Here is a 20,808-nt window from a genome sequence, read left to right on the forward strand (position 1 = left end):
GAAGGGAGGATTTTATAGATGAGTCGCAGTTTGAAAAAAGGGCCTTTCATTGACGGGTACCTGCTGAAAAAAGTAGAAGTGATGAACGAATCGAACAAGAAGGCGGTTATCAAAACTTGGTCCCGTCGCTCTACGATTTTCCCACAATTTATCGGTCACACGTTCGGTGTATACGACGGACGCAAGCACGTTCCGGTATACGTAACGGAAGACATGGTAGGACACAAGTTGGGTGAATTCGCTCCAACACGTACCTACAAGGGTCATACGGACGATGACAAGAAAACAAGAAGATAATTTCTAAGCTCTTTGTTTGAGAGGGGGTAAAACAAATGGAAGCAAAAGCACATGCCAGATCTATTCGGATTGCTCCTCGTAAAGTCAAGCTCGTTGTTGACTTGATCCGCGGTAAGCAAGTTGGTGAGGCCATCGCCATTCTCCGCCACACTCCGAAATCGGCTTCCCTGGTTGTGGAGAAGCTGCTGAACTCAGCGATCGCCAATGCTGAGCATAACTACTCGATGGATATTAACAGTTTGGTTGTGAGCCAGGTTTTCGTTAACCAAGGCCCAACAATGAAGAGATTCCGTCCACGCGCCATGGGTCGTGCGAGCCGGATCAATAAACGCACCAGCCACATTACTTTGGTGGTATCTGAAAAATAAGGAGGGATAACGTGTGGGCCAAAAGGTAAATCCAGTCGGACTCCGTATCGGGATCATCCGTGATTGGGAATCGAAATGGTATGCTGGCAAAGATTTCGGTAATCTTTTGCTGGAAGATGTCAAAATCCGTGAATACCTGAAAAATAAATTGAAGGATTCTGCTGTTTCTCGCATCGAGATCGAGAGAGCGGCAAATCGTGTGAACGTCACTATCCACACTGCGAAACCAGGCATGGTTATCGGTAAAGGTGGTTCCGAAGTTGAAGTACTTCGCAGCCAAGTTACGAAAATTGCAGGCGGTAAAAAAGTTCACATCAACATCTCTGAAATTAAACATGCTGACCTGGACGCTGTCCTGGTTGCAGAAAGCATTGCTCAGCAATTGGAACGCCGTGTTTCTTTCCGTCGTGCTCTGAAACAAGCGATCCAAAGAACGATGCGTTCAGGCGCTAAAGGAATCAAAACTCAAGTGGGCGGACGTCTTGGCGGCGCCGAGATCGCTCGTTCGGAAGGCTACAGTGAAGGAACTGTTCCACTTCATACGCTTCGTGCTGACATCGACTACGGTACGGCTGAGGCGCATACAACTTATGGCCGTCTCGGCGTAAAAGTATGGATCTATCGTGGAGAGGTTCTTCCTACGGCTAAGAAACAAGCTGCTCAGGAAGGAGGCAACTAATCATGTTGGTACCAAAACGTGTAAAACACCGCAAGCAACAACGCGGTCACATGAAGGGTATGGCAAAAGGCGGAACTGAACTGAACTTCGGTGAATTCGGTTTGCAAGCTCTGGAGCCAACTTGGATCACGAACCGTCAGATTGAAGCAGCGCGTATTGCGATGACGCGTTACATCAAGCGTGGCGGTAAAGTATGGATTAAGATTTTCCCTGACAAGCCGATCACTCAAAAACCTCTTGAGGTTCGTATGGGTAGCGGTAAAGGTAACGTTGAGAAATGGGTCGCAGTTGTCAAACCAGGCAAGATTATGTTTGAACTTGGAGGCGTGTCTGAGGAAATCGCTCGCGAAGCGATGCGTCTCGCCGCTCACAAGCTGCCGATCAAAACGAAGTTTGTGAAACGTGAAGAATTGGGTGGTGAAGCAAATGAAAGCTAATGATCTGCGTAACTTGACCACTGCAGAAATCGAGCAAAAGATTGCGGGCTTTAAAGAGGAACTCTTTAACCTCCGTTTTCAATTGGCTACCGGACAGCTTGATAACCCAACTCGGATCCGTGATGTACGCAAGGAAATAGCTCGTGCTAAAACCGTCATCCGTGAAAGAGAACTTGGGATTAGTTAATAGATCACAGCCGTGCTCGTCTGTAATCAGGAAGGAGGCTAACTATGAGCGAAGAACGCAATGCTCGTAAAGTGCAAATCGGTAAAGTTGTCAGTGACAAAATGGATAAAACCATTGTTGTAGCCGTTGAAACTTACAAAAAGCATGATCTCTACCACAAGCGCATTAAATACACGAAGAAATTTAAAGCGCATGATGAGAACAACACAGCACAAATCGGAGATACCGTTAAAATCATGGAAACTCGTCCACTCTCTAAAGACAAACGTTGGAGACTGGTAGAAGTCGTTGAAAAAGCGGTTATCATCTAAAGATAGAGTTAGTTTTTCCGAAAGGAGGAAATTTCAATGATTCAACCATTTACACGTCTTCAAGTAGCTGACAACTCCGGTGCGAAGGAACTGATGTGTATCCGCGTGCTGGGTGGTACGGGACGTCGTACAGCAGCCATCGGTGATTTGATCGTTTGCTCCGTCAAACAAGCAACACCAGGCGGCGTTGTCAAAAAAGGTGATGTTGTTAAAGCTGTTGTGGTTCGTACGAAGCGTTCTGTACGCCGCAAAGACGGATCTTACATCTCTTTTGACGAAAACGCAGCGGTTGTTGTTAAAGAAGACAAAAGCCCGCGCGGAACTCGTATTTTCGGACCAGTGGCTCGCGAACTTCGCGACAAAGATTTCATGAAAATCGTTTCCTTGGCACCGGAAGTAATCTAATAGCTGATTCCCGGACAGTGAGCTGTTACGGGATCCCGATAAATCGCTGACATGCAGTCATAGGAGGTGTAACAAAATGCCGAAAGTGAAAAAGGTTCTGGAATCGCACAGCAACAAACTGCACGTGAAGAAAGAAGATACGGTTATGGTCATCAGCGGTAAAGACAAAGGCAAAAAAGGCCGTGTCATCGCAGCGTATCCTCGTGAAAACCGTGTGCTTGTCGAAGGCGTGAACATGGTGAAGAAACACCAAAAGCCGAACCAATCCAACCCTCAAGGCGGAATCATCGAGCAGGAAGCACCGATCCATGTATCCAACGTGATGCATATCGATCCGAAGAGCGGCAAAGTAACCCGTATCGGTTACAAAACGCTGGATAACGGTAAAAAGGTCCGTGTTGCGAAGAAGTCCGGAGAGGTTATCGACTAATCGAATCGTTAAGAAAGGAGGTTCATAATTCATGGCAGCAAGAATGAAAGAACGTTTTTTGAATGAAGTTACTCCTGCTTTGATGCAGAAGTTCAGTTATTCTACGGTAATGCAGGTACCTAAAATCGAGAAGGTTGTCATCAACATGGGTGTGGGTGATGCCGTATCCAACTCGAAAGTACTGGATGCCGCAGTTAATGATATGCAGCTGATTGCTGGTCAAAAGCCGGTAATTACTCGTGCTAAAAAATCCATCGCCGGATTCAAACTGCGTGAGAATATGCCGATCGGTGTGAAGGTAACACTGCGCGGAGAGCGTATGTACTACTTCCTGGACAAATTGTTCAACGTTACCCTTCCACGTGTCCGTGACTTCCACGGCGTGTCTACCAAAGCATTTGATGGACGCGGCAACTACACACTTGGCCTCAAGGAACAGCTGATCTTCCCTGAGATCGAGTATGATAAAGTTGATAAAGTCCGTGGTATGGATATCGTTATCGTAACGACGGCTAAAACTGACGAAGAGTCCCGCGAGCTGCTCGCTCAATTGGGAATGCCTTTTGCGAAGTAATTCGCAAATCCATTTCTCCGAAAATTTTTAGGAGGTGTCAGGCTAAGTGGCAAAAACTTCGATGAAAGTAAAACAACAACGTACGCCTAAGTTTAAAGTGCGTGCTTATACACGCTGCGAACGTTGCGGTCGTCCACATTCGGTACTGCAAAAGTTCAAAATTTGCAGAATTTGTTTCCGTGAATTAGCTTATAAAGGCCAGATCCCTGGCGTGAAAAAAGCAAGCTGGTAAGAAGTTTACAATCGGGAAGGAGGTTCACACAAAATGACTATGTCTGATCCAATTGCAGATATGCTGACTCGTATTCGTAACGCCAACACTGTGCGTCACGAAACGGTTGAAATGCCTGCTTCGACGATGAAAAAACAAATCGCTGACATTTTGAAGCGTGAAGGTTTCATCCGTGATGCAGAATATATCGATGACAACAAACAAGGGATTATCCGTGTTTTCCTGAAATACGGTGCCAACAATGAACGCGTCATCTCCGGTTTGAAGAGAATCAGTAAACCAGGTCTGCGCGTGTACACGAAGAGCAACGAAATTCCTCGTGTCCTCGGCGGTTTGGGTATTGCGATTATCTCCACATCCAAGGGAGTTATGACCGACAAAGAAGCTCGTCAATCCAAAGCTGGCGGAGAAGTTGTCTGCTACGTTTGGTAATACACGTCACAGAACAAGGAGGTGCAACACATGTCCCGTATTGGTCGCAAACCAATCGCAGTACCAAGCGGTGTGGATATCACACTGAACAATTCCGTTATTACGGTTAAAGGACCGAAAGGATCTTTGACTCGTGAACTTCATAAAGACATGAAGGTAACGGTAGAAAACAACGAAATCGTCGTTGAGCGCCCATCCGACAACAAAGCGCATCGTTCGCTTCACGGCACGACCCGCAGCGTTGTCAACAACATGGTGAGCGGAGTAACTGAAGGCTTTTCGAAATCTCTGGAGTTGGTTGGGGTCGGATATCGTGCAAGCAAGTCTGGAGATAAGATCGTCCTGAACGTTGGTTACTCTCATCCGGTTGAAATCACTCCAGAACCAGGTATCGAGTTCGAAGTGCCTGCAAATACGAAAATCATCGTTCGCGGTATCGATAAAGAGCGCGTAGGTGCATACGCCGCTAAAATCCGTTCCGTTCGCGAGCCTGAGCCTTACAAAGGTAAAGGGATTAAGTATGAAGGTGAGCGCATTATCCGTAAGGAAGGTAAAGCAGGTAAGAAGAAATAAGCAGTTATTTCTTAAGCCTTCTTTACCCCGTGCGTCTTAAAGTGAAGCTGTCATGGCAAAACTGAAAGGAGTGAAAGGGAAGACATGATTACAAAAGAGGATAAGAACAAAGCTCGTCTCAAACGTCATCTGCGTGTACGCAAGAAGATCGAAGGTACTGCTGAACGCCCACGTTTGAACGTATTCCGTTCTTCTAAACATATCTACGCTCAACTGATCGACGACGTAGCTGGCGTAACCATCGTTTCTGCGTCTACAGTTGATAAAGAGCTTAGCGGTTCCGTGAAAAACGGCGGCAGCGTTGAGGCTGCTCGTCAAGTCGGCGAACTCGTTGCTAAGCGTGCAAAAGAAAAAGGTCATACTTCAATCGTATTCGACCGCGGAGGATACCTGTACCATGGACGGATTCAAGCTCTGGCTGACGCAGCTCGCGAAGCAGGCTTGGAATTCTAAGAATTTCTAAAAAGGAGGTAAACGACTTGCGTGTAGATCCTAACACTTTGGAACTGACTGAAAGAGTGGTTAATATTAACCGCGTTGCTAAAGTAGTAAAAGGCGGACGCCGTTTCAGCTTCAGCGCGCTGGTAGTTGTCGGTGACGGCAAAGGCTGGGTTGGTGCTGGTATCGGTAAAGCAGGCGAAGTTCCTGATGCCATCCGCAAAGGCATCGAAGATGCTAAGAAAAATCTGATTCACGTTCCTCTCGTTGGAACATCAATTCCTCACCTGGTCACTGGCCACTTTGGTGCTGGACGCGTTCTTTTGAAACCAGCGTCTGAAGGTACTGGAGTTATCGCCGGCGGTCCTGTACGTGCCGTACTGGAGCTGGCAGGTGTAGGTGACATCTTGACAAAATCTTTGGGTTCTTCGAACTCCATGAACATGGTCAACGCGACTTTGGAGGGCTTGTCCCGCCTGAAGCGTGCTGAAGATGTAGCCAAATTGCGTGGCAAATCTGTCGAAGAGCTGCTCGGTTAAGGAGGGAATGTCATGGCTAAACTTCAAATTACCCTCGTCCGCAGTTTGATCGGCCGTCCTGAAACTCAGCGCACGACTGTAAAAACTCTCGGCTTGCGTAAATTAAATTCGACGGTGGTTCATAACGACAATCCTGCAATTCGCGGAATGATCAACAAAGTGAGCCACTTGGTATCTGTTACTGAAATTGAAGGTTAATCTTGCAACAAGATTAACCTAGAAATATTAAGGAGGTGCAACGAACGATGAAGTTACACGAACTTTCCTCAGCTGCTGGATCCCGCAAAGAACGCAAACGTGTTGGCCGTGGTACAAGTAGCGGTACTGGTAAAACATCTGGCCGTGGTCACAAAGGTCAAAACGCTCGTTCCGGCGGCGGTGTGCGTCCTGGCTTCGAAGGTGGGCAAAACCCATTGTATCGTCGTCTGCCGAAACGTGGATTTGTAAATCCTACGCGGAAAGAGTATGCGATCGTGAACATCGAGGAACTGAACAGCTTTGCAGAGGGTACTGAAGTAACTCCTGAGTTTTTGGTGGAAAGCGGCGTCGTGAAAAACACGAAGAGCGGCATCAAAATTCTTGGTAATGGCGAAGTAACCGTAAAATTGACTGTAAAAGCAAACAAGTTCTCTCAATCTGCGGTAGAGAAAATCGAGGCTGCCGGCGGTAAAACCGAGGTGATCTAATGTTTAAGACCCTGAAGAATATATGGCGGGTTGAGGACCTACGCAAGAGAATCTTGTTCACCTTGTTTGTACTGATCATTTACCGTATCGGTTCATTCGTTCCTGTTCCAGGCGTTGATAAAACGGTCCTGGAGCAAACGAATCAGCAGGGTAGCGAGTTGTTTGGTCTCTTAAACACGTTCTCGGGAGGAGCGCTTCATCAGTTCTCCATCTTTGCCCTCGGGATCGTGCCGTATATTACCTCGTCCATCATCGTGCAGTTGTTGTCGATGGATGTCGTCCCGAAACTTGCCGAATGGGCTAAACAAGGCGAGCACGGGAAGAAGAAGTCAGCGCAATTGACACGCTATGGTACGATAGTATTGGGCCTGATTCAGTCGTTTGCGATGGCCATCGGTTTTAACCGGTTGTACGGTACGCAAATGATTCCTAACGCCACCTTCGTGGATTACCTGCTCGTTGCGATCGTATTGACCGCAGGTACGGCATTCCTGATGTGGCTTGGTGAACAAATTACTGAAAAAGGAATCGGTAATGGTATTTCCATTCTGATTTTTGCAGGGATTGTCGCTAACATCCCGATGTATATCCGGAGTACAGCGAGTTCCAACTTTATTCAAGATGGTCAGGTATTTATGAATACACTCAAGACGATCATCATACTTATTGTGATCGTGGCGATTATTGCGGGTGTCATTTACATCCAGCAAGCGATTCGTAAAATTCCTGTGCAGTACGCAAAACGTGTGGTAGGCAACAAAATGTACGGCGGACAGAATACGCATATTCCGCTCAAGATCAATGCTGCGGGCGTTATTCCGGTCATCTTCGCTGTCTCCTTGCTGCAGTTTCCTACGATTATTGCGAGCTTCTGGTCAACTCATGCTTGGGCCCAATGGATCCAAACGAACTTGAGATATGACTACCCTCTTGGTATGGTACTGTATGTTCTGATGATCATTGGTTTCACTTTCTTCTACACATTCGTGCAGATGAATCCAAACCAAATGGCTGATAACATGAAGAAAAACGGTGGCTACATTCCTGGCATTCGTCCTGGTAAAGCGACTGAGAAGTACCTGACCCGCGTAATGTCCCGGTTAACGATGACCGGCGCCATCTTCCTGGCCGTTATTTCTCTGCTTCCGATCGGTTTCGGTACGCTTGCCGGTCTGCCGAACTCGGTGAAAATCGGGGGAACTTCACTGCTCATCGTCATCGGTGTGGCATTGGATACAATGAAGACCATCGAAAGTCAATTGATTAAGCGCCATTACAAAGGCTTTATCAATAAATAGTAATAGGTCCCGGTGAAGTCCATTGAACTTCCCGGTGCTTATTGCGTTGTTTCTTGTAACGGTAGTGTTTGGAGGGAGAGAGAAACGTGAACATACTATTCATGGGCCCTCCTGGGGCAGGTAAGGGAACACAGGCGGAAGTCATTGTCAATGAATTCGGCATTCCCCATATTTCGACAGGCGATGCATTTCGTTTGGCGATTAAACAGGGAACTCCCATCGGGAAGAAAGCCAAAGAATACATGGACCAAGGACTCCTGGTACCGGATGATGTAACGATCGGCATTGTTGAAGAACGTCTGCAGCAGTCCGATTGCGAAAAAGGTTTTTTATTGGACGGCTTTCCAAGAACCCTTTCGCAAGCGGAAGCGCTGGATGAAATTCTTAGCAGACTGAACACGAAGCTTGATCATGTCATCAACCTGAAAGTTGACCGCGACAAGCTGATGGCGCGCCTTACGGGACGCCGGATCTGCAAGAACTGCGGTGCAACTTATCATGTGATTTTCAACCCGCCAAAACAGGAAGGTGTATGTGATAAATGCGGAGGCGAACTGTATCAGCGCTCGGATGATAACGAAGAGAGCGTAGGTACCCGCCTGGACGAATATATCAACAAAACAGCACCGCTCCTTACGTTTTATGAGAACAAAGGTCTTTTGCGTCAGATCGATGGGGATCAGGAAATCGGTACGGTATCTGATGAAATCGTATCGGTACTGCGAGGTTAATTGTAATGATCATTTGTAAGTCCGAAACGGAACTTGGCTTTATGAGGGAGGCCGGACGGATCGTTGCGGAAACGCATCGCCTCATGGCCAAACACATCGAGCCGGGGATCACTACCGGAGAACTTGATCGGATTGCAGACCACTACATTCGCAGTCAACATGCGCTGCCGTCTTTTAAAGGCTACAATGGTTTTCCTGCCAGCATTTGCGCTTCAGTCAATGATCAATTGGTGCACGGATTTCCCGGCAAACGCAAATTAAACGAAGGCGACATTATTACGCTAGACATCGGTGCGCAGTACCGTGGTTACCATGGAGACTCCGCTTGGACCTATCCTGTAGGGAGCATTTCGGAGGAAGCCCAGCGTCTGCTGGACGTCACCGAAAGGTCTTTATATGCAGGCTTAGAGCTTGTCAAACCTGATGTGCGCCTGTTTACGATCTCGCATGCCATTCAACGCGTGATTGAAGATGCCGGCTTCTCGGTTGTCCGGGAGTATGTCGGGCACGGTGTTGGGGCAGAACTGCATGAAGAACCACAAATTCCGAACTTTGGCACGCCGGACCGAGGGCCTCGGCTTAAACCCGGCATGGTGTTGGCGATCGAACCGATGGTCAATGCCGGATCAAGGTATGTTAAGACGCTGGAAGACAACTGGACGGTCGTTACGGTTGACGGCTCCCTGTGTGCCCATTTTGAGCATACGGTGGCTGTGACGCCTGACGGCATGGAGATTTTCACAAAACTGGATGTGTAGGTGATCGTTCTTGAGCAATCAAAGCAGCCCGCAAATCGGTCAAATTGTGAAGATCCTGAAAGGCAAGGATGCCGGACAGCTCGCCGTGGTCGTATCCATAGCTGACAGCAGATTTGTGTATATAGCTGACGGGGACAAACGAAAGTTTGACCAGTGCAAGAAGAAGAATCTATTGCATCTGGAACCCCAAAAGTTTATCAGCAGTGAGGTTGTTGACAGTTTAAAAGAAAGCGGTCGGGTCACAAACGGAAAGCTGCGTTATGCAGTGATGAAGTTTATGAAGTCCACCGAATCCCAAGCTGAAGAGAAAGGAGACTGACTGTGGCCAAAGAAGATGTTATTGAAGTGGAAGGCACGGTTCTTGAACCATTGCCGAATGCAACGTTCAAGGTCGAACTGGAGAACGGTCATCAGATTCTTGCCCATGTTTCCGGTAAGCTGCGGATGCACTTTATCCGTATTCTAACAGGCGACAAAGTGGTCGTTCAGTTATCGCCTTATGATCTAACCAAAGGTCGTATAACTTATCGTAAATAGCAATTCCGTTTCCTTTAGGGGAAACGTTCAGGATGTTAAACATCCCGTTTGCAGCAATTAACGTAGTGAACATTTTATCCGGACCTGGTCCGGTTGACTCCGAGTCATCCTACGAAGAGAGTTTTGCTTGGCAAAACTTTAGGGAGGTAATGAACATGAAGGTAAGACCTTCTGTAAAGCCTATGTGCGAAAAATGCAAAGTCATTCGTCGCAAAGGTACTGTAATGGTTATCTGTGAAAATCCGAAGCACAAACAAAAACAAGGTTAAGAGAAGGGGGTGTAGCGTAAAATGGCTCGTATAGCTGGTGTGGATTTGCCACGTGACAAACGCGTTGAGATCGCCTTGACTTATATTTTCGGAATCGGTAAAACGACTTCCCAGAAAATTCTGAGCGAAACAGGCATCAATCCGGACACTCGTGTTCGTGATTTGACGGAAGATGAAGTCAGCAAATTGCGTGAAACGATCGACAAAGGGGTTAAGGTTGAAGGTGACCTGCGTCGTGAAATTTCCTTAAATATTAAGCGTCTCGTTGAAATCGGATGCTATCGTGGTGTGCGTCATCGCCGCGGTCTGCCGGTTCGTGGACAACGTACTAAAACCAATGCTCGTACACGGAAAGGCCCTCGTCGTACTGTAGCGAACAAGAAGAAATAATAAGGGGGGATAAAAGACAATGGCTAAACCGAAAAAAGTCGTACGTACTAAACGTCGTGACCGTAAAAATATTGAATCTGGCGTGGCTCATATCCGTTCCACGTTCAACAATACGATCGTAACGATCACGGATCCTCACGGTAACGCAATTTCTTGGGCAAGCTCCGGCGGCCTCGGATTCAAAGGTTCCCGTAAATCCACTCCGTTTGCTGCGCAAATGGCTGCTGAAACAGCTGCCAAAGCTGCAATGGAACATGGTATGAAGGCAGTTGAGGTTATGGTTAAAGGTCCAGGTGCAGGCCGTGAAGCAGCGATCCGTTCTTTGCAAGCTGCTGGTCTGGAAGTCAACCTGATCAAAGACGTAACTCCAATTCCTCACAACGGTTGCCGCCCGCCAAAACGTCGTCGTGTCTAATTGATAGTCAACCTGGGAATGTGGTATAAAACCGGCACAATCTGCTAATAATGGTTGTTTAGGCATACTACATGGATACACTTGAACAAGGTGACAGTTTCATATAGGAGCGACGTTTGAAGGAGGGGTACTTGCGTGATTGAAATCGAAAAGCCGAAAATTGAGACCGTAGACGTCAGTGAAGACGGAGCCTATGGAAAATTTGTGGTAGAGCCGCTGGAAAGAGGATATGGAACGACTCTGGGGAATTCACTTCGCCGGATTCTGCTCTCCTCGCTGCCTGGCGCGGCCGTTACATCTGTTCAGATTGACGGTGTGCTTCATGAATTCTCAACGGTTCCGGGCGTCATGGAAGACGTAACGGAAATTATTCTGAACCTGAAGGCTCTTTCCCTGAAAATTCATTCGGACGAAGAGAAAGTGTTCGAAATCGATGCTGAGGGCGAAGGAGTCGTGACGGCAGGAGACATCCGGGCGGACAGCGATGTGGAAATTCTCAATCCGGACCTGCATATTGCTACACTGGGTCCTGGATCGAGACTCCATATGCGTATTTTTGCTAACCGCGGTCGTGGCTATGTCCAAGCAGATAAGAATAAACGTGATGATCAACCCATTGGCGTCATCCCGGTCGATTCTATCTATACCCCGATTAGCCGCGTGAATTACGGCGTGGAGAATACGCGGGTTGGTCAAGTGACCAACTACGACAAATTGACGCTTGAAGTATGGACTGATGGCAGCATCAGACCAGAAGAGGCGGTTAGCCTCGGCGCCAAAATTTTGACCGAGCATTTGATGCTGTTCGTGGGTCTCACGGACGAAGCGAAAGATGCGGAAATCATGGTCGAAAAAGAAGAAGACAAAAAAGAAAAAGTGCTTGAGATGACAATCGAAGAGCTGGATCTCTCCGTACGTTCTTACAACTGTCTCAAACGTGCCGGTATCAATACGGTGCAAGAGCTGACCACGAAAACCGAAGAAGATATGATGAAAGTCCGCAACCTGGGCCGCAAATCTTTGGAGGAAGTTCAAGAGAAGCTCGAAGAGCTCGGTTTGGGACTCCGTACAGAAGAATAGCATCTTAGGATTGTTAGCGAAGGAGGGGAAAACATGGCATACCAAAAGTTGGGCCGCGATTCCAGCGCACGTAAAGCTTTGTTCCGTGACCTGGTAACCGACCTGTTCTTATACGAGCGTATCCAAACGACAGAAGCGAAAGCGAAAGAAGTTCGCACGATCGCTGAAAAGCTGATCACGAAAGCAAAGAAGGGTGATCTTCATGCCCGTCGCCAAGTGGCAGCATTCGTTCGTCGTGAAACGGTAGATGGGGAGCAAGACGCAATCCAAAAACTGTTCAGCGAGCTGGCTACACGTTACGCTGAGCGTCCAGGCGGATACACACGTATCCTGAAGCTCGGACCTCGTCGCGGTGATTCCGCGCCTATGGTTTATTTGGAACTGGTTGACCGCGCGTAAACTGATGAGGATGAGGAAAGGGTGGAAGGAATCCATGATTCTGATCAAACCCTTTTTTTCACTTCTAGGGACGTGTCTAAGGAGCTCCTGAAGGGAGCTTCTTTTTCTGAAAAGAAGCAACCGGTTCATCCGAGCCAGAATACAGGAACGGCTCCGCCGTGATATCGCGGTGGGGCCGTTTTTGTGTAAAAACGTACGAATGGATAGGATTCCCCGTTCATCGGGAAACCATGCGGTATCGGATTCAGGAGGTTTAAGAAATGCGCAACCTATGCATGAAGGTCAGTTATGACGGTACGGATTACTGCGGATTCCAGACCCAGCCGGACGGCAGCACGGTCCAGGATGCCCTGGAGAAGGCGATCAGGCTGCTGACAGGGGAAGAGGTCAAGATCCATGCTTCCGGGCGAACAGACGCCGGCGTGCATGCTCGCGGCCAGGTGTTTAACTTCATCACCTCTTCCGATATTCCCGTCGAGCGCTGGTGCATCGCCCTCAACTCGAGGCTGCCCCAAGACATTATCGTCTGGGAGGCGGCCGAAGTTCCGCTGGAGTTCCACTCCAGAAGGTCGGCCAAACGGAAAACGTACCGGTATACCATCAATGCCAACCAGTTTCCGGATCTGTTCCAGAGACGAACCCAATTCCATCATCCCGTCAAGCTGGACATTGCGGCAATGGCGGAAGGATTGAAGCATCTGATCGGGACTCATGACTTTACTTCCTTTGCTTCGCGCCATTCTACGAAGCCTTCCCATATCCGGACGCTGTATGAGGCCGAGCTCGTGGTAGATGATTCCATGTGCCGTCCAGGGACTCGGGATCAGGGGCTAATCCATATCTACGTCACAGGGAGCGGCTTTCTTCAGCATATGGTCCGTATTATCGTGGGAACGCTGCTGGAGATCGGGAAAGGCCGCAAGAAGCCAGGAGATATGCCGGCGATCCTCGAAGCCAAAGACCGGTCCAAAGCGGGGCCTACAGCTGTCGCCAAGGGACTGATTTTATGGAACGTCGAGTATGAAGCGGCTGATGAAAATAATTTAAAATCAGCTTGCGATTTGCCTGGGTTTACTGTAAAATAAAAGTTGTGTTTTCTTAATGGCTTTCCCACAGCCCCAGTTAAGAGATTCACATTCCTAACATGAAAATTAACTTTTTAACAATGACAATTGAACGAAGATAAATGTTTTCGGACGAAACCAAGGAGGAACTATTCATGCGTACGACCTATATGGCCAAGCCAAATGAAGTAGAGCGCAAATGGCACATCATTGATGCCGAAGGCAAAACGCTCGGACGTCTGGCGAGCGAAGCTGCGGCCCTGATCCGCGGTAAACATAAGCCTCAATTCACCACTCATGTTGACACAGGTGACTTCGTTGTCATCATCAACGCTGAGAAGGTTCACCTGACAGGCAAGAAGCTTCAGAACAAGAAATACTACCGTCACTCCCTGCATCCAGGTGGTTTGAAAGTGACAAACGCTCAGGATCTGCTGAACAGCAAGCCAGAACGTGTATTGGAATCCGCTGTTCACGGTATGCTTCCTAAAACTCGCATGGGCGAGAAAATGAAGCTGAGACTGAAAGTATACGCAGGTACTGAACATCCGCATGCAGCACAAAACCCAGAAGTTTACGAACTTCGCGGCTAATTAAAAGGAGGACAGTTTCATGGCACAAGTACAATACTATGGGACAGGTCGTCGTAAACATTCGGTAGCTCGTGTTCGCCTTGTACCGGGTGAAGGACGCATTGTCATCAATAAACGTGATATCAACGAATACTTCGGTTTGGAAACCCTCAAACTGATCGTAAAACAACCACTGACTTTGACTGAAACGCTGGGACAATACGACGTGCTCGTTATTGCCAACGGCGGCGGCATTTCCGGCCAAGCCGGAGCCATTCGCCACGGGATTTCCCGCGCTCTGCTGAAAGCAGATCCGGAATACCGTCCAGCTCTGAAAAAGGCAGGCTTCCTGACTCGTGACCCACGGATGAAAGAACGTAAAAAATACGGTCTCAAAGCCGCTCGTCGCGCGCCACAATTCTCGAAACGTTAATATTTACTTTTATATGTACAAATCGCCCTGGCCATTACTGGTCTAGGGCGATTTTTTGTTGTCTTTAACGTAAGGGACATCCCGCTCCGCCTAAAGCACTCTCAGCCGTTTTATTGGCTCAGCACGGTAATCGCGTCGTCCAGATTATGAATATCCCCGACGGCTGACTTGTGAAATACCTCATTGTGACAGGTGGCGCATTCCACATGAATGTTGCAGTAGTCCAGACCATCATCATTTTTACCGTCCGTCCACCATACATTGAACTGATCGGACAGCTGGCTGCAGGTCTCGCAAAACAGCGGCCCGCTCACATTTTTCAGTTGATGCGAAGATACGATCACCAAGAACACCCCTTCCCAATAATCTAGTGTATATAGCCCAATGTTGCTGTGGCCCGGTGCCCTCTGTACACAGCGGCGTATACAGCTTGTCAGCCCCAAACCCCTTTACCGGATTAGTATGTCATCCCCAAAAGTGCGTTTATGCATAGGGGAATGCGAAGAAATTGCCATACGAGCCTCTTATTCAAAATCTTTATTCCAAAATGATAAAAAATACGGCGGAAAGGAATTGACAACCAGCAGTTTTACTTTATACTTGTGATTAATCATATTATTTCAGTAGGGATTATAGTGAATTACAAACGATACTTTTATTCAGAATGGAGGCATCTGGTATGAATTTGCTCGAAAAGGAACAATGGATCCAGAAACAAGCCGAAGAAATGGAACATGCTACGGCTGAAGAATTGATCCGACTTGCGGTGGAGACATTCCCGAACATTACGTTCGCCTGCAGCTTTGGTGCTGAAGACGTCGTGCTCGTTGATATTTTGCAAAAGGTAAGCCCATCGACCGACATCTTTTACCTCGATACCGATTTCCACTTTAAAGAAACGTACGAAACCCGGGACCGCCTGGCCGCCAAATATGGCATTGAGTTCGTAAGAGTATCGCCGAAGCTGACACCCGAAGAGCAGGCGGCTGCCCATGGCGAAGAACTGTGGAAATCCGATCCTAACGCATGCTGCAACATCCGTAAGGTAGAGCCTTTGACCCGGATCTTGTCCCAGTACGACGCTTGGATTACCGGCATCCGCCGCGATCAGGCGCCTACCCGGGCTAACGCCAAGAAGGTGGAATACGACAACAAATTCGGACTTGTTAAATTCAATCCGCTGGCTGACTGGACTTCCGACGACGTATGGCACTACATTCGTGAAAACCAGGTATTCTACAACCCGCTTCACGACATGAACTTCCCGAGTATCGGATGCATGCACTGCACGCGTGCAGTTGCCCCTGGAGAAGATCCTCGTGCTGGACGCTGGGCAAACAGTGACAAAATTGAATGCGGACTTCATAAGTAATAAATAACGGACCAGAAGAAGGGGAGCGAAAAGATGACAGCGATTCAGCCTCACGGAGGTACCTTAATTAACCGTATTGCTGAAGGCCAGGCCAGAGAAGAGCTGCTGCAAGCTGCGGCCGGTTTTAAACAGATTCCTGTGAATACTTGGACGATTTCGGATATCGATCTGATTGGCGTAGGCGCTTTTTCCCCGTTGACGGGTTTTATGAATGAGCAGGATTACCAGTCGGTCGTCGACCGCATGAGGCTGGCGGACGGCACGGTATGGAGCATTCCGATTACGCTGGCTGTGGACGATGAGAAGGCTGCGGAACTCGCTGTAGGCGACAAGGCAGCCCTCGTAGGAGCCGAAGACGGGGTGGTGTATGCCGTCCTTGATGTCGAGAGCATTTACAGCGTCGATCAGACCGCTGAAGCGACTAAGGTATTCAAGGCAAGCGATTCCGAGCATCCTGGCGTCAAGAAGCTGTTTGAGCGCCCGTCGAACTATGTAGGCGGAAGCATTCAGGTGCTGAACCGTCCGAAACCGGCCAAGTTTGGCGAGTTTTATTTTGATCCGGCGGAGACGCGCCGTATTTTTGCAGAGAAGGGATGGAAGAAGGTTGTCGGCTTCCAGACCCGCAACCCGGTTCACCGGGCTCATGAGTACATTCAGAAGAGTGCGCTTGAGATCGTCGACGCGCTGTTCCTGAACCCTCTCGTTGGTGAAACCAAGTCGGATGATGTTCCGGCCAACGTCCGGATGAAGAGTTATCTGGTTCTGCTCGAAAACTACTACCCGGCCGATCGTACGTTCCTTGGCGTGTTTCCGGCTGCTATGCGTTATGCTGGCCCGAGAGAAGCCATTTTCCATGCGATGGTCCGCAAAAATTACGGCTGTACCCATTTTATCGTCGGCCGCGACCACGCCGGCGTAGGCGACTACTACGGCACCTATGAAGCCCAGGAAATTTTCTCGAATTTCACGGCGGAAGAACTTGGCATTACCCCGCTGTTTTTCGAACACAGCTTCTTCTGCAAAAAGTGCGGCAATATGGCATCCAGCAAAACCTGCCCGCATCCGAAGGAAGATCATTTGACCTTGTCCGGTACGAAGGTACGCGGTCTTCTGCGGGACGGCGTCTGCCCACCACCGGAATTTACCCGTCCTGAGGTCGCTAAGATTTTGATCGAAGGGATGTCCGCACAAGTATCTTCATAAAGTACTATTTGTCCACCTCGCCCCATATAGATGTGTAGAGTCGATATGGGGAACGGAGGTGGATTTTTTATGTCCAAGCAGGGACGAAAGAAACAGGTGCTGTGGATCCGAGTCAGCACGGTCAAAAAAGCGCTGATCGGCCTCTGCCTGCTGGTTGTTTTTATTGCGGTGGCCACATACCAAATACCTGCCGCAAAGACGACGGGTTCCTTGGGTCTGCCCCTGTCCGGGAAAGTAATCGCACTGGATGCTGGTCACGGCGGGCCGGACGGAGGTGCCGTCAGCAAGCAGGGCGTGATCGAAAAAGACATTAACCTGGCGATCGCCCTATATCTGCGCGACTATTTGCAGCAGGCGGGTGCGATCGTCGTGATGACCCGAGAAGGCGACTACGACCTAGCCGGCGATACGAGAGGGTACTCCAAACGGAAGACGGAGGATTTGAAGCAGCGGGCCAAATTCATTGAGGACAAGCATGCGGATCTGTTTTTAAGCATTCACATGAACAGCTTTCCGTCGAACCGATACCGTGGCGCCCAGACGTTTTATTATCCGAATCATCCGGACAACGCAGGACTGGCTGCATTAATTCAGGATGAGATTAAGCGGAACCTCGAAAATACGGACAGGGTGGCCAAAACGGTGAATACGGTATATCTGCTTCAAGCGCTGAAAATGCCTTCGGCTCTGGTGGAGGTGGGATTTCTGTCCCATCCGCAGGAGTCAGAGCTGCTCAGGGATGAGAGCTACCAGCGCAAGGTCGCCGCATCGGTCTACAAGGGGGTTCTCCGGTATTTGTCCGGCGAGAAGGCGAAAGTGTCGTCAGAAAATCCTTGAGAATGGTATAATAGCACCTGAGGCTTTAGATGGAACTTAAGATGAATACTATAAAGCAGAGGTGCTGCCAGCATGTTATCACGTGAGCAAGTGCAACAGCTATTACAGCCAATCGTCGAGCCTGTCACAGGGAAGAGCCTGATTGAGCTGCAAATGATAAGAGATATCGTTGTGAAGGAAAGCCGGATTTCACTGTCGGTCATCACCTTAGACAAGCGTGAGGATTACGCCAAGGCGCTTGAGAGTGACATCCGGGAACGGCTTGGGGACGCAGAGGGTGCGGAGATTCACATCCGGATGCGGGAGGCTAACGAGCTGGAACGCGAGAAAATATTAGGCGAGTCGGCGCGCATGCGCCAGGAGGACGAGGATAAGCTCGTTAAGGGACATGCCGCCGGGCTGGAGCACAACCAGCTGCTGCAGGATCCGAACGTCCAATTTATCGCGGTAGCAAGCGGTAAGGGCGGCGTCGGCAAATCGACGGTGACCGTCAACCTGGCTGCAGCCTTGGCCCGTATGGGCAAGCGCGTAGGTCTTATTGACGCCGACATTTACGGCTTCAGCGTGCCGGATATGATGGGGATTGAAGAGGGGCCGGTGGTAGAGGACAACACCATCATCCCTGTGGAGCGCTTTGGCGTGAAGGTGATGTCGATGGGCTTCTTTATCCGTGAGAACAACCCGGTCATTTGGCGCGGTCCGATGCTCGGCAAAATGCTGCACCAATTTTTCAGCGACGTCGGTTGGGGACAGCTCGATTATATGCTGCTTGACTTGCCGCCGGGAACGGGCGATGTGGCCCTTGACGTTCATCAGATGCTGCCGCAGAGCAAGGAGATCATCGTCACGACACCGCACGCTACTGCTGCTTTCGTAGCCGCTCGTGCCGGAGCGATGGCGCTTCAGACCAATCATGACATTTTGGGCGTCGTCGAAAATATGGCTTATTACGAGTGCTCAGACTGCGGCAAGCGGGATTACGTATTCGGACGGGGCGGAGGCGGACAATTGGCGGAAACGCTTCATACGGAATTGCTGGCGCAGCTGCCGCTTGGAGCGCCGGATAACCATGTCTCCGAACCGGACTTCTCACCGTCTGTATATAAGGCGGACACGCCGACGGGTCAGATCTACAGTCAATTGGCCGCATCGATTGTTGCTAAGTGCGAGCAATAAACTACACATTTGCTTCATCACACCAAAAAAGCCCCAATCGGGGCTTTTTTTAATGCCGTTAACTTCCTCCACCGCCGCCCTCGCCGTTTTCCTTGCTGCCGCCTTCACTGCTGCCTTGGTCCCCGCCTTCTTGACCTTTACTCCCGCCTTTCTTTTGCGATTTCTCGACTTTAGGCTGGAGTTCTTGGGTCACGACATCCTTCAGCATGTTCATGACTTCTATTCTAAACAACGGGTTCTGCATGGCTTCCTGCATGACGGTCATTGACTGCTTGCGGTATTCAGGGGTCTTGGTAATATCCAGGAACATTTTCATGACTTCGGGTGACTTCATAATTTCGGCGACGGATTGCTGATAAGTAGGATCTTTGATCAACTGCATATGCAGCTGCTTGTTCTGCGAGCTGATGGCTTTGGCGAAGTCCCCGGCAAACTGGGGATCTGTCATGATTTTTTCGAACTCTTTCTTGTATTCCGGAGCGGTAATGGTGTCTTTGACGGCCGTCCGGATCTGCTCTCCGGCTTGAAGCGACATCATCTGCATACCGAGCCCCGAACCAGAACCGGAGCCGCTGCTTCCCGAACCGCTGCCGCCGCCTTTCAGGGCATCCTCAACGGCTTTCTTGCCTTCATCGCTCTTCAGGATATCGACAACCATCGTTTTCATCTCTTTATAATCGCTCTGGGGCGGGGCATAGCTCTGTTCCGAACCACAGCCTGTCAGAGCCGCGGAAATACCGAGAAAAAGCGCACATAAACCGATAACCGGCCACTTCATCTGTGTTGTCCTCCTTTGCTTCAGATCCTGTTTGTAGTATGGCATCCGAAAATTCGAAATATGTCGAGGCATGGATGGTTTTTTATTGTGAACGTTGGTAAAATAAAGTCTTGGGGGTGCAGAATATTTGAACTTAAAAAGATGGATGACATTATTTTGGAAAACGCTGCTTGCCGGCTCCATAGCGGCGATTGTGGCCGGGGTGCTGCTGCAGTTTGGAAGCGGTATAATTAAATTTAAGGGGCCAGCGGATTACTTGTTTTATCTGGTTATTTTATTCGGGTACGGCCTGATGGTCAGCGTCTATTCCCAGCTTGGCTTCTTCGCTTATATGATTTTGAATTACACAGCCATCGGGGTGTTCCCTAAGAAAGTATGGCAGTACATACAGCTTGTTCTCGCGGTTTTGGCGCTGCTTGAAGTCATGTTTTTCCGCTCCTTCGTCGGGAAGGAGAACAGCCAGATTTCCGACTTGGTTGTCGGTATATCGATCCTTGTCGTAGCCATTGTTGTAGCTTATTTTAAGGCGAAAGCGACCAATCCGACCGCTTGGATACCGACAATCTTCTTCATGACGGCGATCACGATCGTGGAGCTGGTGGGAGGACTCAAAATCGGCGTCAACAACGCCACCGTCTTTATTCTGGTTCCGCTGATCGTCTGCAATGCTTACCAAATTTTAATCCTTCATAAAGTGTTGAACGCAAAAAAGAGCTAAGATCCTTAGCTCTTTTTTCTCTGCTTATCATTACATGCCGGCTGCGTCATCAATAGCTTGCTGCATGGCCGCTTGGTCGTGAATCTCTTTTCCCTTAGAATCCGCTTGGCTGAGCAGATCGGATACGGTTACGAATTCGTACCCCTGCTTGCGGAGCTCATCAATGATGACCGGGAGCGCTTCATGGGTC

Annotated in this window: 37 protein-coding genes (1 of these 37 only partly in view); 34 read left to right on the plus strand and 3 right to left on the minus strand. The window is 49.1% G+C overall.

The genetic code is table 11. The features are described 5' to 3' along the window. Positions 1 to 18 precede the first annotated feature (18 nt). The 29 genes from rpsS to rpsI all read left to right on the plus strand — a co-directional run bounded on the left by rpsS (position 19) and on the right by rpsI (position 14,534). Complete coding sequence (rpsS, locus tag GCU45_RS19550; protein WP_076176739.1) at positions 19 to 297, plus strand: 30S ribosomal protein S19; 279 nt, start codon at positions 19 to 21, stop codon at positions 295 to 297. Between the two features lie 35 nt (positions 298 to 332). Further along, entirely contained in the window at positions 333 to 665 is a 333-nt protein-coding gene (rplV, locus tag GCU45_RS19555) for a 50S ribosomal protein L22 (RefSeq protein WP_094600174.1), read from the plus strand. 13 nt (positions 666 to 678) lie between these two features. Beyond that, positions 679 to 1,344 carry a 30S ribosomal protein S3 gene (gene rpsC / locus GCU45_RS19560; RefSeq protein WP_105441900.1) on the plus strand — a complete coding sequence of 222 codons (666 nt, stop codon included), beginning with the start codon at positions 679 to 681 and terminating at the stop codon, positions 1,342 to 1,344. A gap of 2 nt (positions 1,345 to 1,346) precedes the next feature. After that, positions 1,347 to 1,781, plus strand: a complete 435-nt coding sequence (gene rplP / locus GCU45_RS19565) for a 50S ribosomal protein L16 (RefSeq protein WP_076176742.1) — start codon at positions 1,347 to 1,349, stop codon at positions 1,779 to 1,781. Further along, positions 1,771 to 1,968: a 50S ribosomal protein L29 gene (gene rpmC, locus GCU45_RS19570; RefSeq protein WP_076176743.1), complete on the plus strand. Its 198-nt coding sequence runs from the start codon at positions 1,771 to 1,773 to the stop codon at positions 1,966 to 1,968. The genes rplP and rpmC overlap by 11 nt, the downstream gene beginning before the upstream one ends. Positions 1,969 to 2,012: 44 nt before the next feature. Continuing rightward, positions 2,013 to 2,279, plus strand: a complete 267-nt coding sequence (rpsQ, locus tag GCU45_RS19575) for a 30S ribosomal protein S17 (RefSeq protein WP_025336666.1) — start codon at positions 2,013 to 2,015, stop codon at positions 2,277 to 2,279. Between the two features lie 36 nt (positions 2,280 to 2,315). Next, positions 2,316 to 2,684, plus strand: a complete 369-nt coding sequence (gene rplN, locus GCU45_RS19580) for a 50S ribosomal protein L14 (protein ID WP_076176744.1) — start codon at positions 2,316 to 2,318, stop codon at positions 2,682 to 2,684. Positions 2,685 to 2,760: 76 nt separating this feature from the next. Further along, positions 2,761 to 3,114 (plus strand): 50S ribosomal protein L24, encoded by a 354-nt coding sequence (gene rplX, locus GCU45_RS19585; protein ID WP_076176745.1) that lies wholly within the window; start codon positions 2,761 to 2,763, stop codon positions 3,112 to 3,114. Between the two features lie 31 nt (positions 3,115 to 3,145). Next, on the plus strand, positions 3,146 to 3,688 hold the full coding sequence (gene rplE / locus GCU45_RS19590; RefSeq protein ID WP_076176746.1) for a 50S ribosomal protein L5: 543 nt from the start codon (positions 3,146 to 3,148) through the stop codon (positions 3,686 to 3,688). A 46-nt stretch (positions 3,689 to 3,734) separates the two neighbouring features. Continuing rightward, positions 3,735 to 3,920: a type Z 30S ribosomal protein S14 gene (locus tag GCU45_RS19595; protein ID WP_013312154.1), complete on the plus strand. Its 186-nt coding sequence runs from the start codon at positions 3,735 to 3,737 to the stop codon at positions 3,918 to 3,920. A 33-nt stretch (positions 3,921 to 3,953) separates the two neighbouring features. Next, positions 3,954 to 4,352: a 30S ribosomal protein S8 gene (rpsH, locus tag GCU45_RS19600; RefSeq protein WP_076176747.1), complete on the plus strand. Its 399-nt coding sequence runs from the start codon at positions 3,954 to 3,956 to the stop codon at positions 4,350 to 4,352. 30 nt (positions 4,353 to 4,382) lie between these two features. Then, positions 4,383 to 4,925 (plus strand): 50S ribosomal protein L6, encoded by a 543-nt coding sequence (rplF, locus tag GCU45_RS19605; RefSeq protein WP_076176748.1) that lies wholly within the window; start codon positions 4,383 to 4,385, stop codon positions 4,923 to 4,925. An 84-nt stretch (positions 4,926 to 5,009) separates the two neighbouring features. Then, entirely contained in the window at positions 5,010 to 5,378 is a 369-nt protein-coding gene (gene rplR, locus GCU45_RS19610; RefSeq protein ID WP_152400030.1) for a 50S ribosomal protein L18, read from the plus strand. A gap of 26 nt (positions 5,379 to 5,404) precedes the next feature. Continuing rightward, positions 5,405 to 5,902: a 30S ribosomal protein S5 gene (gene rpsE / locus GCU45_RS19615; protein ID WP_076176750.1), complete on the plus strand. Its 498-nt coding sequence runs from the start codon at positions 5,405 to 5,407 to the stop codon at positions 5,900 to 5,902. 12 nt (positions 5,903 to 5,914) lie between these two features. Beyond that, the gene (gene rpmD / locus GCU45_RS19620) at positions 5,915 to 6,100 is read left to right on the plus strand and encodes a 50S ribosomal protein L30 (RefSeq protein WP_076176751.1); all 186 of its coding nucleotides are present in this window, start codon (positions 5,915 to 5,917) and stop codon (positions 6,098 to 6,100) included. Between the two features lie 47 nt (positions 6,101 to 6,147). Continuing rightward, the gene (rplO, locus tag GCU45_RS19625; RefSeq protein WP_076176752.1) at positions 6,148 to 6,588 is read left to right on the plus strand and encodes a 50S ribosomal protein L15; all 441 of its coding nucleotides are present in this window, start codon (positions 6,148 to 6,150) and stop codon (positions 6,586 to 6,588) included. Then, positions 6,588 to 7,886, plus strand: coding sequence for a preprotein translocase subunit SecY (gene secY / locus GCU45_RS19630; RefSeq protein ID WP_076176753.1), 1,299 nt, complete (start codon positions 6,588 to 6,590; stop codon positions 7,884 to 7,886). Before rplO ends, secY begins: the two co-directional genes overlap by 1 nt. An 86-nt stretch (positions 7,887 to 7,972) precedes the next feature. Next, the gene (locus tag GCU45_RS19635) at positions 7,973 to 8,617 is read left to right on the plus strand and encodes an adenylate kinase (RefSeq protein WP_076176754.1); all 645 of its coding nucleotides are present in this window, start codon (positions 7,973 to 7,975) and stop codon (positions 8,615 to 8,617) included. A 5-nt stretch (positions 8,618 to 8,622) separates the two neighbouring features. Continuing rightward, positions 8,623 to 9,375, plus strand: coding sequence for a type I methionyl aminopeptidase (gene map, locus GCU45_RS19640; protein ID WP_094600163.1), 753 nt, complete (start codon positions 8,623 to 8,625; stop codon positions 9,373 to 9,375). 10 nt (positions 9,376 to 9,385) lie between these two features. Next, complete coding sequence (locus tag GCU45_RS19645) at positions 9,386 to 9,694, plus strand: KOW domain-containing RNA-binding protein (protein ID WP_076176756.1); 309 nt, start codon at positions 9,386 to 9,388, stop codon at positions 9,692 to 9,694. 2 nt (positions 9,695 to 9,696) lie between these two features. Next, on the plus strand, positions 9,697 to 9,912 hold the full coding sequence (gene infA / locus GCU45_RS19650; RefSeq protein WP_017692098.1) for a translation initiation factor IF-1: 216 nt from the start codon (positions 9,697 to 9,699) through the stop codon (positions 9,910 to 9,912). Between the two features lie 155 nt (positions 9,913 to 10,067). Next, positions 10,068 to 10,181, plus strand: a complete 114-nt coding sequence (rpmJ, locus tag GCU45_RS19655) for a 50S ribosomal protein L36 (RefSeq protein ID WP_026688601.1) — start codon at positions 10,068 to 10,070, stop codon at positions 10,179 to 10,181. A 21-nt stretch (positions 10,182 to 10,202) separates the two neighbouring features. Continuing rightward, positions 10,203 to 10,571, plus strand: coding sequence for a 30S ribosomal protein S13 (gene rpsM, locus GCU45_RS19660; protein WP_076176757.1), 369 nt, complete (start codon positions 10,203 to 10,205; stop codon positions 10,569 to 10,571). Between the two features lie 19 nt (positions 10,572 to 10,590). Then, the gene (rpsK, locus tag GCU45_RS19665) at positions 10,591 to 10,986 is read left to right on the plus strand and encodes a 30S ribosomal protein S11 (RefSeq protein WP_009589209.1); all 396 of its coding nucleotides are present in this window, start codon (positions 10,591 to 10,593) and stop codon (positions 10,984 to 10,986) included. A gap of 135 nt (positions 10,987 to 11,121) precedes the next feature. After that, the gene (locus tag GCU45_RS19670; protein ID WP_076176758.1) at positions 11,122 to 12,066 is read left to right on the plus strand and encodes a DNA-directed RNA polymerase subunit alpha; all 945 of its coding nucleotides are present in this window, start codon (positions 11,122 to 11,124) and stop codon (positions 12,064 to 12,066) included. A 33-nt stretch (positions 12,067 to 12,099) separates the two neighbouring features. Next, the gene (rplQ, locus tag GCU45_RS19675; RefSeq protein WP_076176759.1) at positions 12,100 to 12,465 is read left to right on the plus strand and encodes a 50S ribosomal protein L17; all 366 of its coding nucleotides are present in this window, start codon (positions 12,100 to 12,102) and stop codon (positions 12,463 to 12,465) included. A 260-nt stretch (positions 12,466 to 12,725) separates the two neighbouring features. Beyond that, positions 12,726 to 13,550, plus strand: coding sequence for a tRNA pseudouridine(38-40) synthase TruA (gene truA, locus GCU45_RS19680; RefSeq protein ID WP_152400031.1), 825 nt, complete (start codon positions 12,726 to 12,728; stop codon positions 13,548 to 13,550). A 134-nt stretch (positions 13,551 to 13,684) separates the two neighbouring features. Beyond that, complete coding sequence (gene rplM, locus GCU45_RS19685; protein ID WP_076176761.1) at positions 13,685 to 14,122, plus strand: 50S ribosomal protein L13; 438 nt, start codon at positions 13,685 to 13,687, stop codon at positions 14,120 to 14,122. A gap of 19 nt (positions 14,123 to 14,141) precedes the next feature. Beyond that, a complete protein-coding gene (gene rpsI / locus GCU45_RS19690; RefSeq protein ID WP_076176762.1) occupies positions 14,142 to 14,534 on the plus strand; it encodes a 30S ribosomal protein S9 in 393 nt (130 codons plus the stop codon). A gap of 110 nt (positions 14,535 to 14,644) precedes the next feature. Here the strand turns inward: rpsI and GCU45_RS19695 are convergent, their stop codons facing one another. Further along, positions 14,645 to 14,878 carry a hypothetical protein gene (locus GCU45_RS19695; RefSeq protein WP_152400032.1) on the minus strand — a complete coding sequence of 78 codons (234 nt, stop codon included), beginning with the start codon at positions 14,876 to 14,878 and terminating at the stop codon, positions 14,645 to 14,647. A 335-nt stretch (positions 14,879 to 15,213) separates the two neighbouring features. Between GCU45_RS19695 and GCU45_RS19700 the strand changes: the two genes are divergently transcribed. The 4 genes from GCU45_RS19700 (at position 15,214) to GCU45_RS19715 (ending at position 19,122) form a co-directional block, all read left to right on the plus strand. Next, a complete protein-coding gene (locus tag GCU45_RS19700) occupies positions 15,214 to 15,906 on the plus strand; it encodes a phosphoadenylyl-sulfate reductase (RefSeq protein WP_076176764.1) in 693 nt (230 codons plus the stop codon). A 33-nt stretch (positions 15,907 to 15,939) separates the two neighbouring features. Then, positions 15,940 to 17,109, plus strand: a complete 1,170-nt coding sequence (gene sat, locus GCU45_RS19705) for a sulfate adenylyltransferase (protein ID WP_105441894.1) — start codon at positions 15,940 to 15,942, stop codon at positions 17,107 to 17,109. Positions 17,110 to 17,178: 69 nt separating this feature from the next. Continuing rightward, complete coding sequence (gene cwlD / locus GCU45_RS19710) at positions 17,179 to 17,946, plus strand: N-acetylmuramoyl-L-alanine amidase CwlD (protein WP_089549801.1); 768 nt, start codon at positions 17,179 to 17,181, stop codon at positions 17,944 to 17,946. A gap of 72 nt (positions 17,947 to 18,018) precedes the next feature. After that, positions 18,019 to 19,122, plus strand: a complete 1,104-nt coding sequence (locus GCU45_RS19715; protein WP_152400033.1) for an Mrp/NBP35 family ATP-binding protein — start codon at positions 18,019 to 18,021, stop codon at positions 19,120 to 19,122. Positions 19,123 to 19,180: 58 nt separating this feature from the next. On the opposite strand, the gene gerD is transcribed toward GCU45_RS19715, so the two are convergent. Continuing rightward, entirely contained in the window at positions 19,181 to 19,900 is a 720-nt protein-coding gene (gene gerD / locus GCU45_RS19720) for a spore germination lipoprotein GerD (RefSeq protein ID WP_145142656.1), read from the minus strand. A gap of 127 nt (positions 19,901 to 20,027) precedes the next feature. On the opposite strand from gerD, the gene GCU45_RS19725 reads away from it, so the two are divergent. Further along, positions 20,028 to 20,618, plus strand: coding sequence for a KinB-signaling pathway activation protein (locus tag GCU45_RS19725; protein WP_076176769.1), 591 nt, complete (start codon positions 20,028 to 20,030; stop codon positions 20,616 to 20,618). 30 nt (positions 20,619 to 20,648) lie between these two features. Here GCU45_RS19725 and pdaB read toward each other — a convergent pair whose 3' ends face one another. Beyond that, positions 20,649 to 20,808, minus strand: partial view of a polysaccharide deacetylase family sporulation protein PdaB gene (gene pdaB, locus GCU45_RS19730; protein WP_152400034.1) — the 3' portion only. 647 nt of this gene lie beyond the right edge of the window; 160 of the gene's 807 nt are visible here — the last part of the coding sequence; the start codon falls outside the window, past its right edge; it ends in the stop codon at positions 20,649 to 20,651.

Source organism: Paenibacillus cellulositrophicus (assembly GCF_009363095.1).
Classification (GTDB): domain Bacteria; phylum Bacillota; class Bacilli; order Paenibacillales; family Paenibacillaceae; genus Paenibacillus_AQ; species Paenibacillus_AQ favisporus.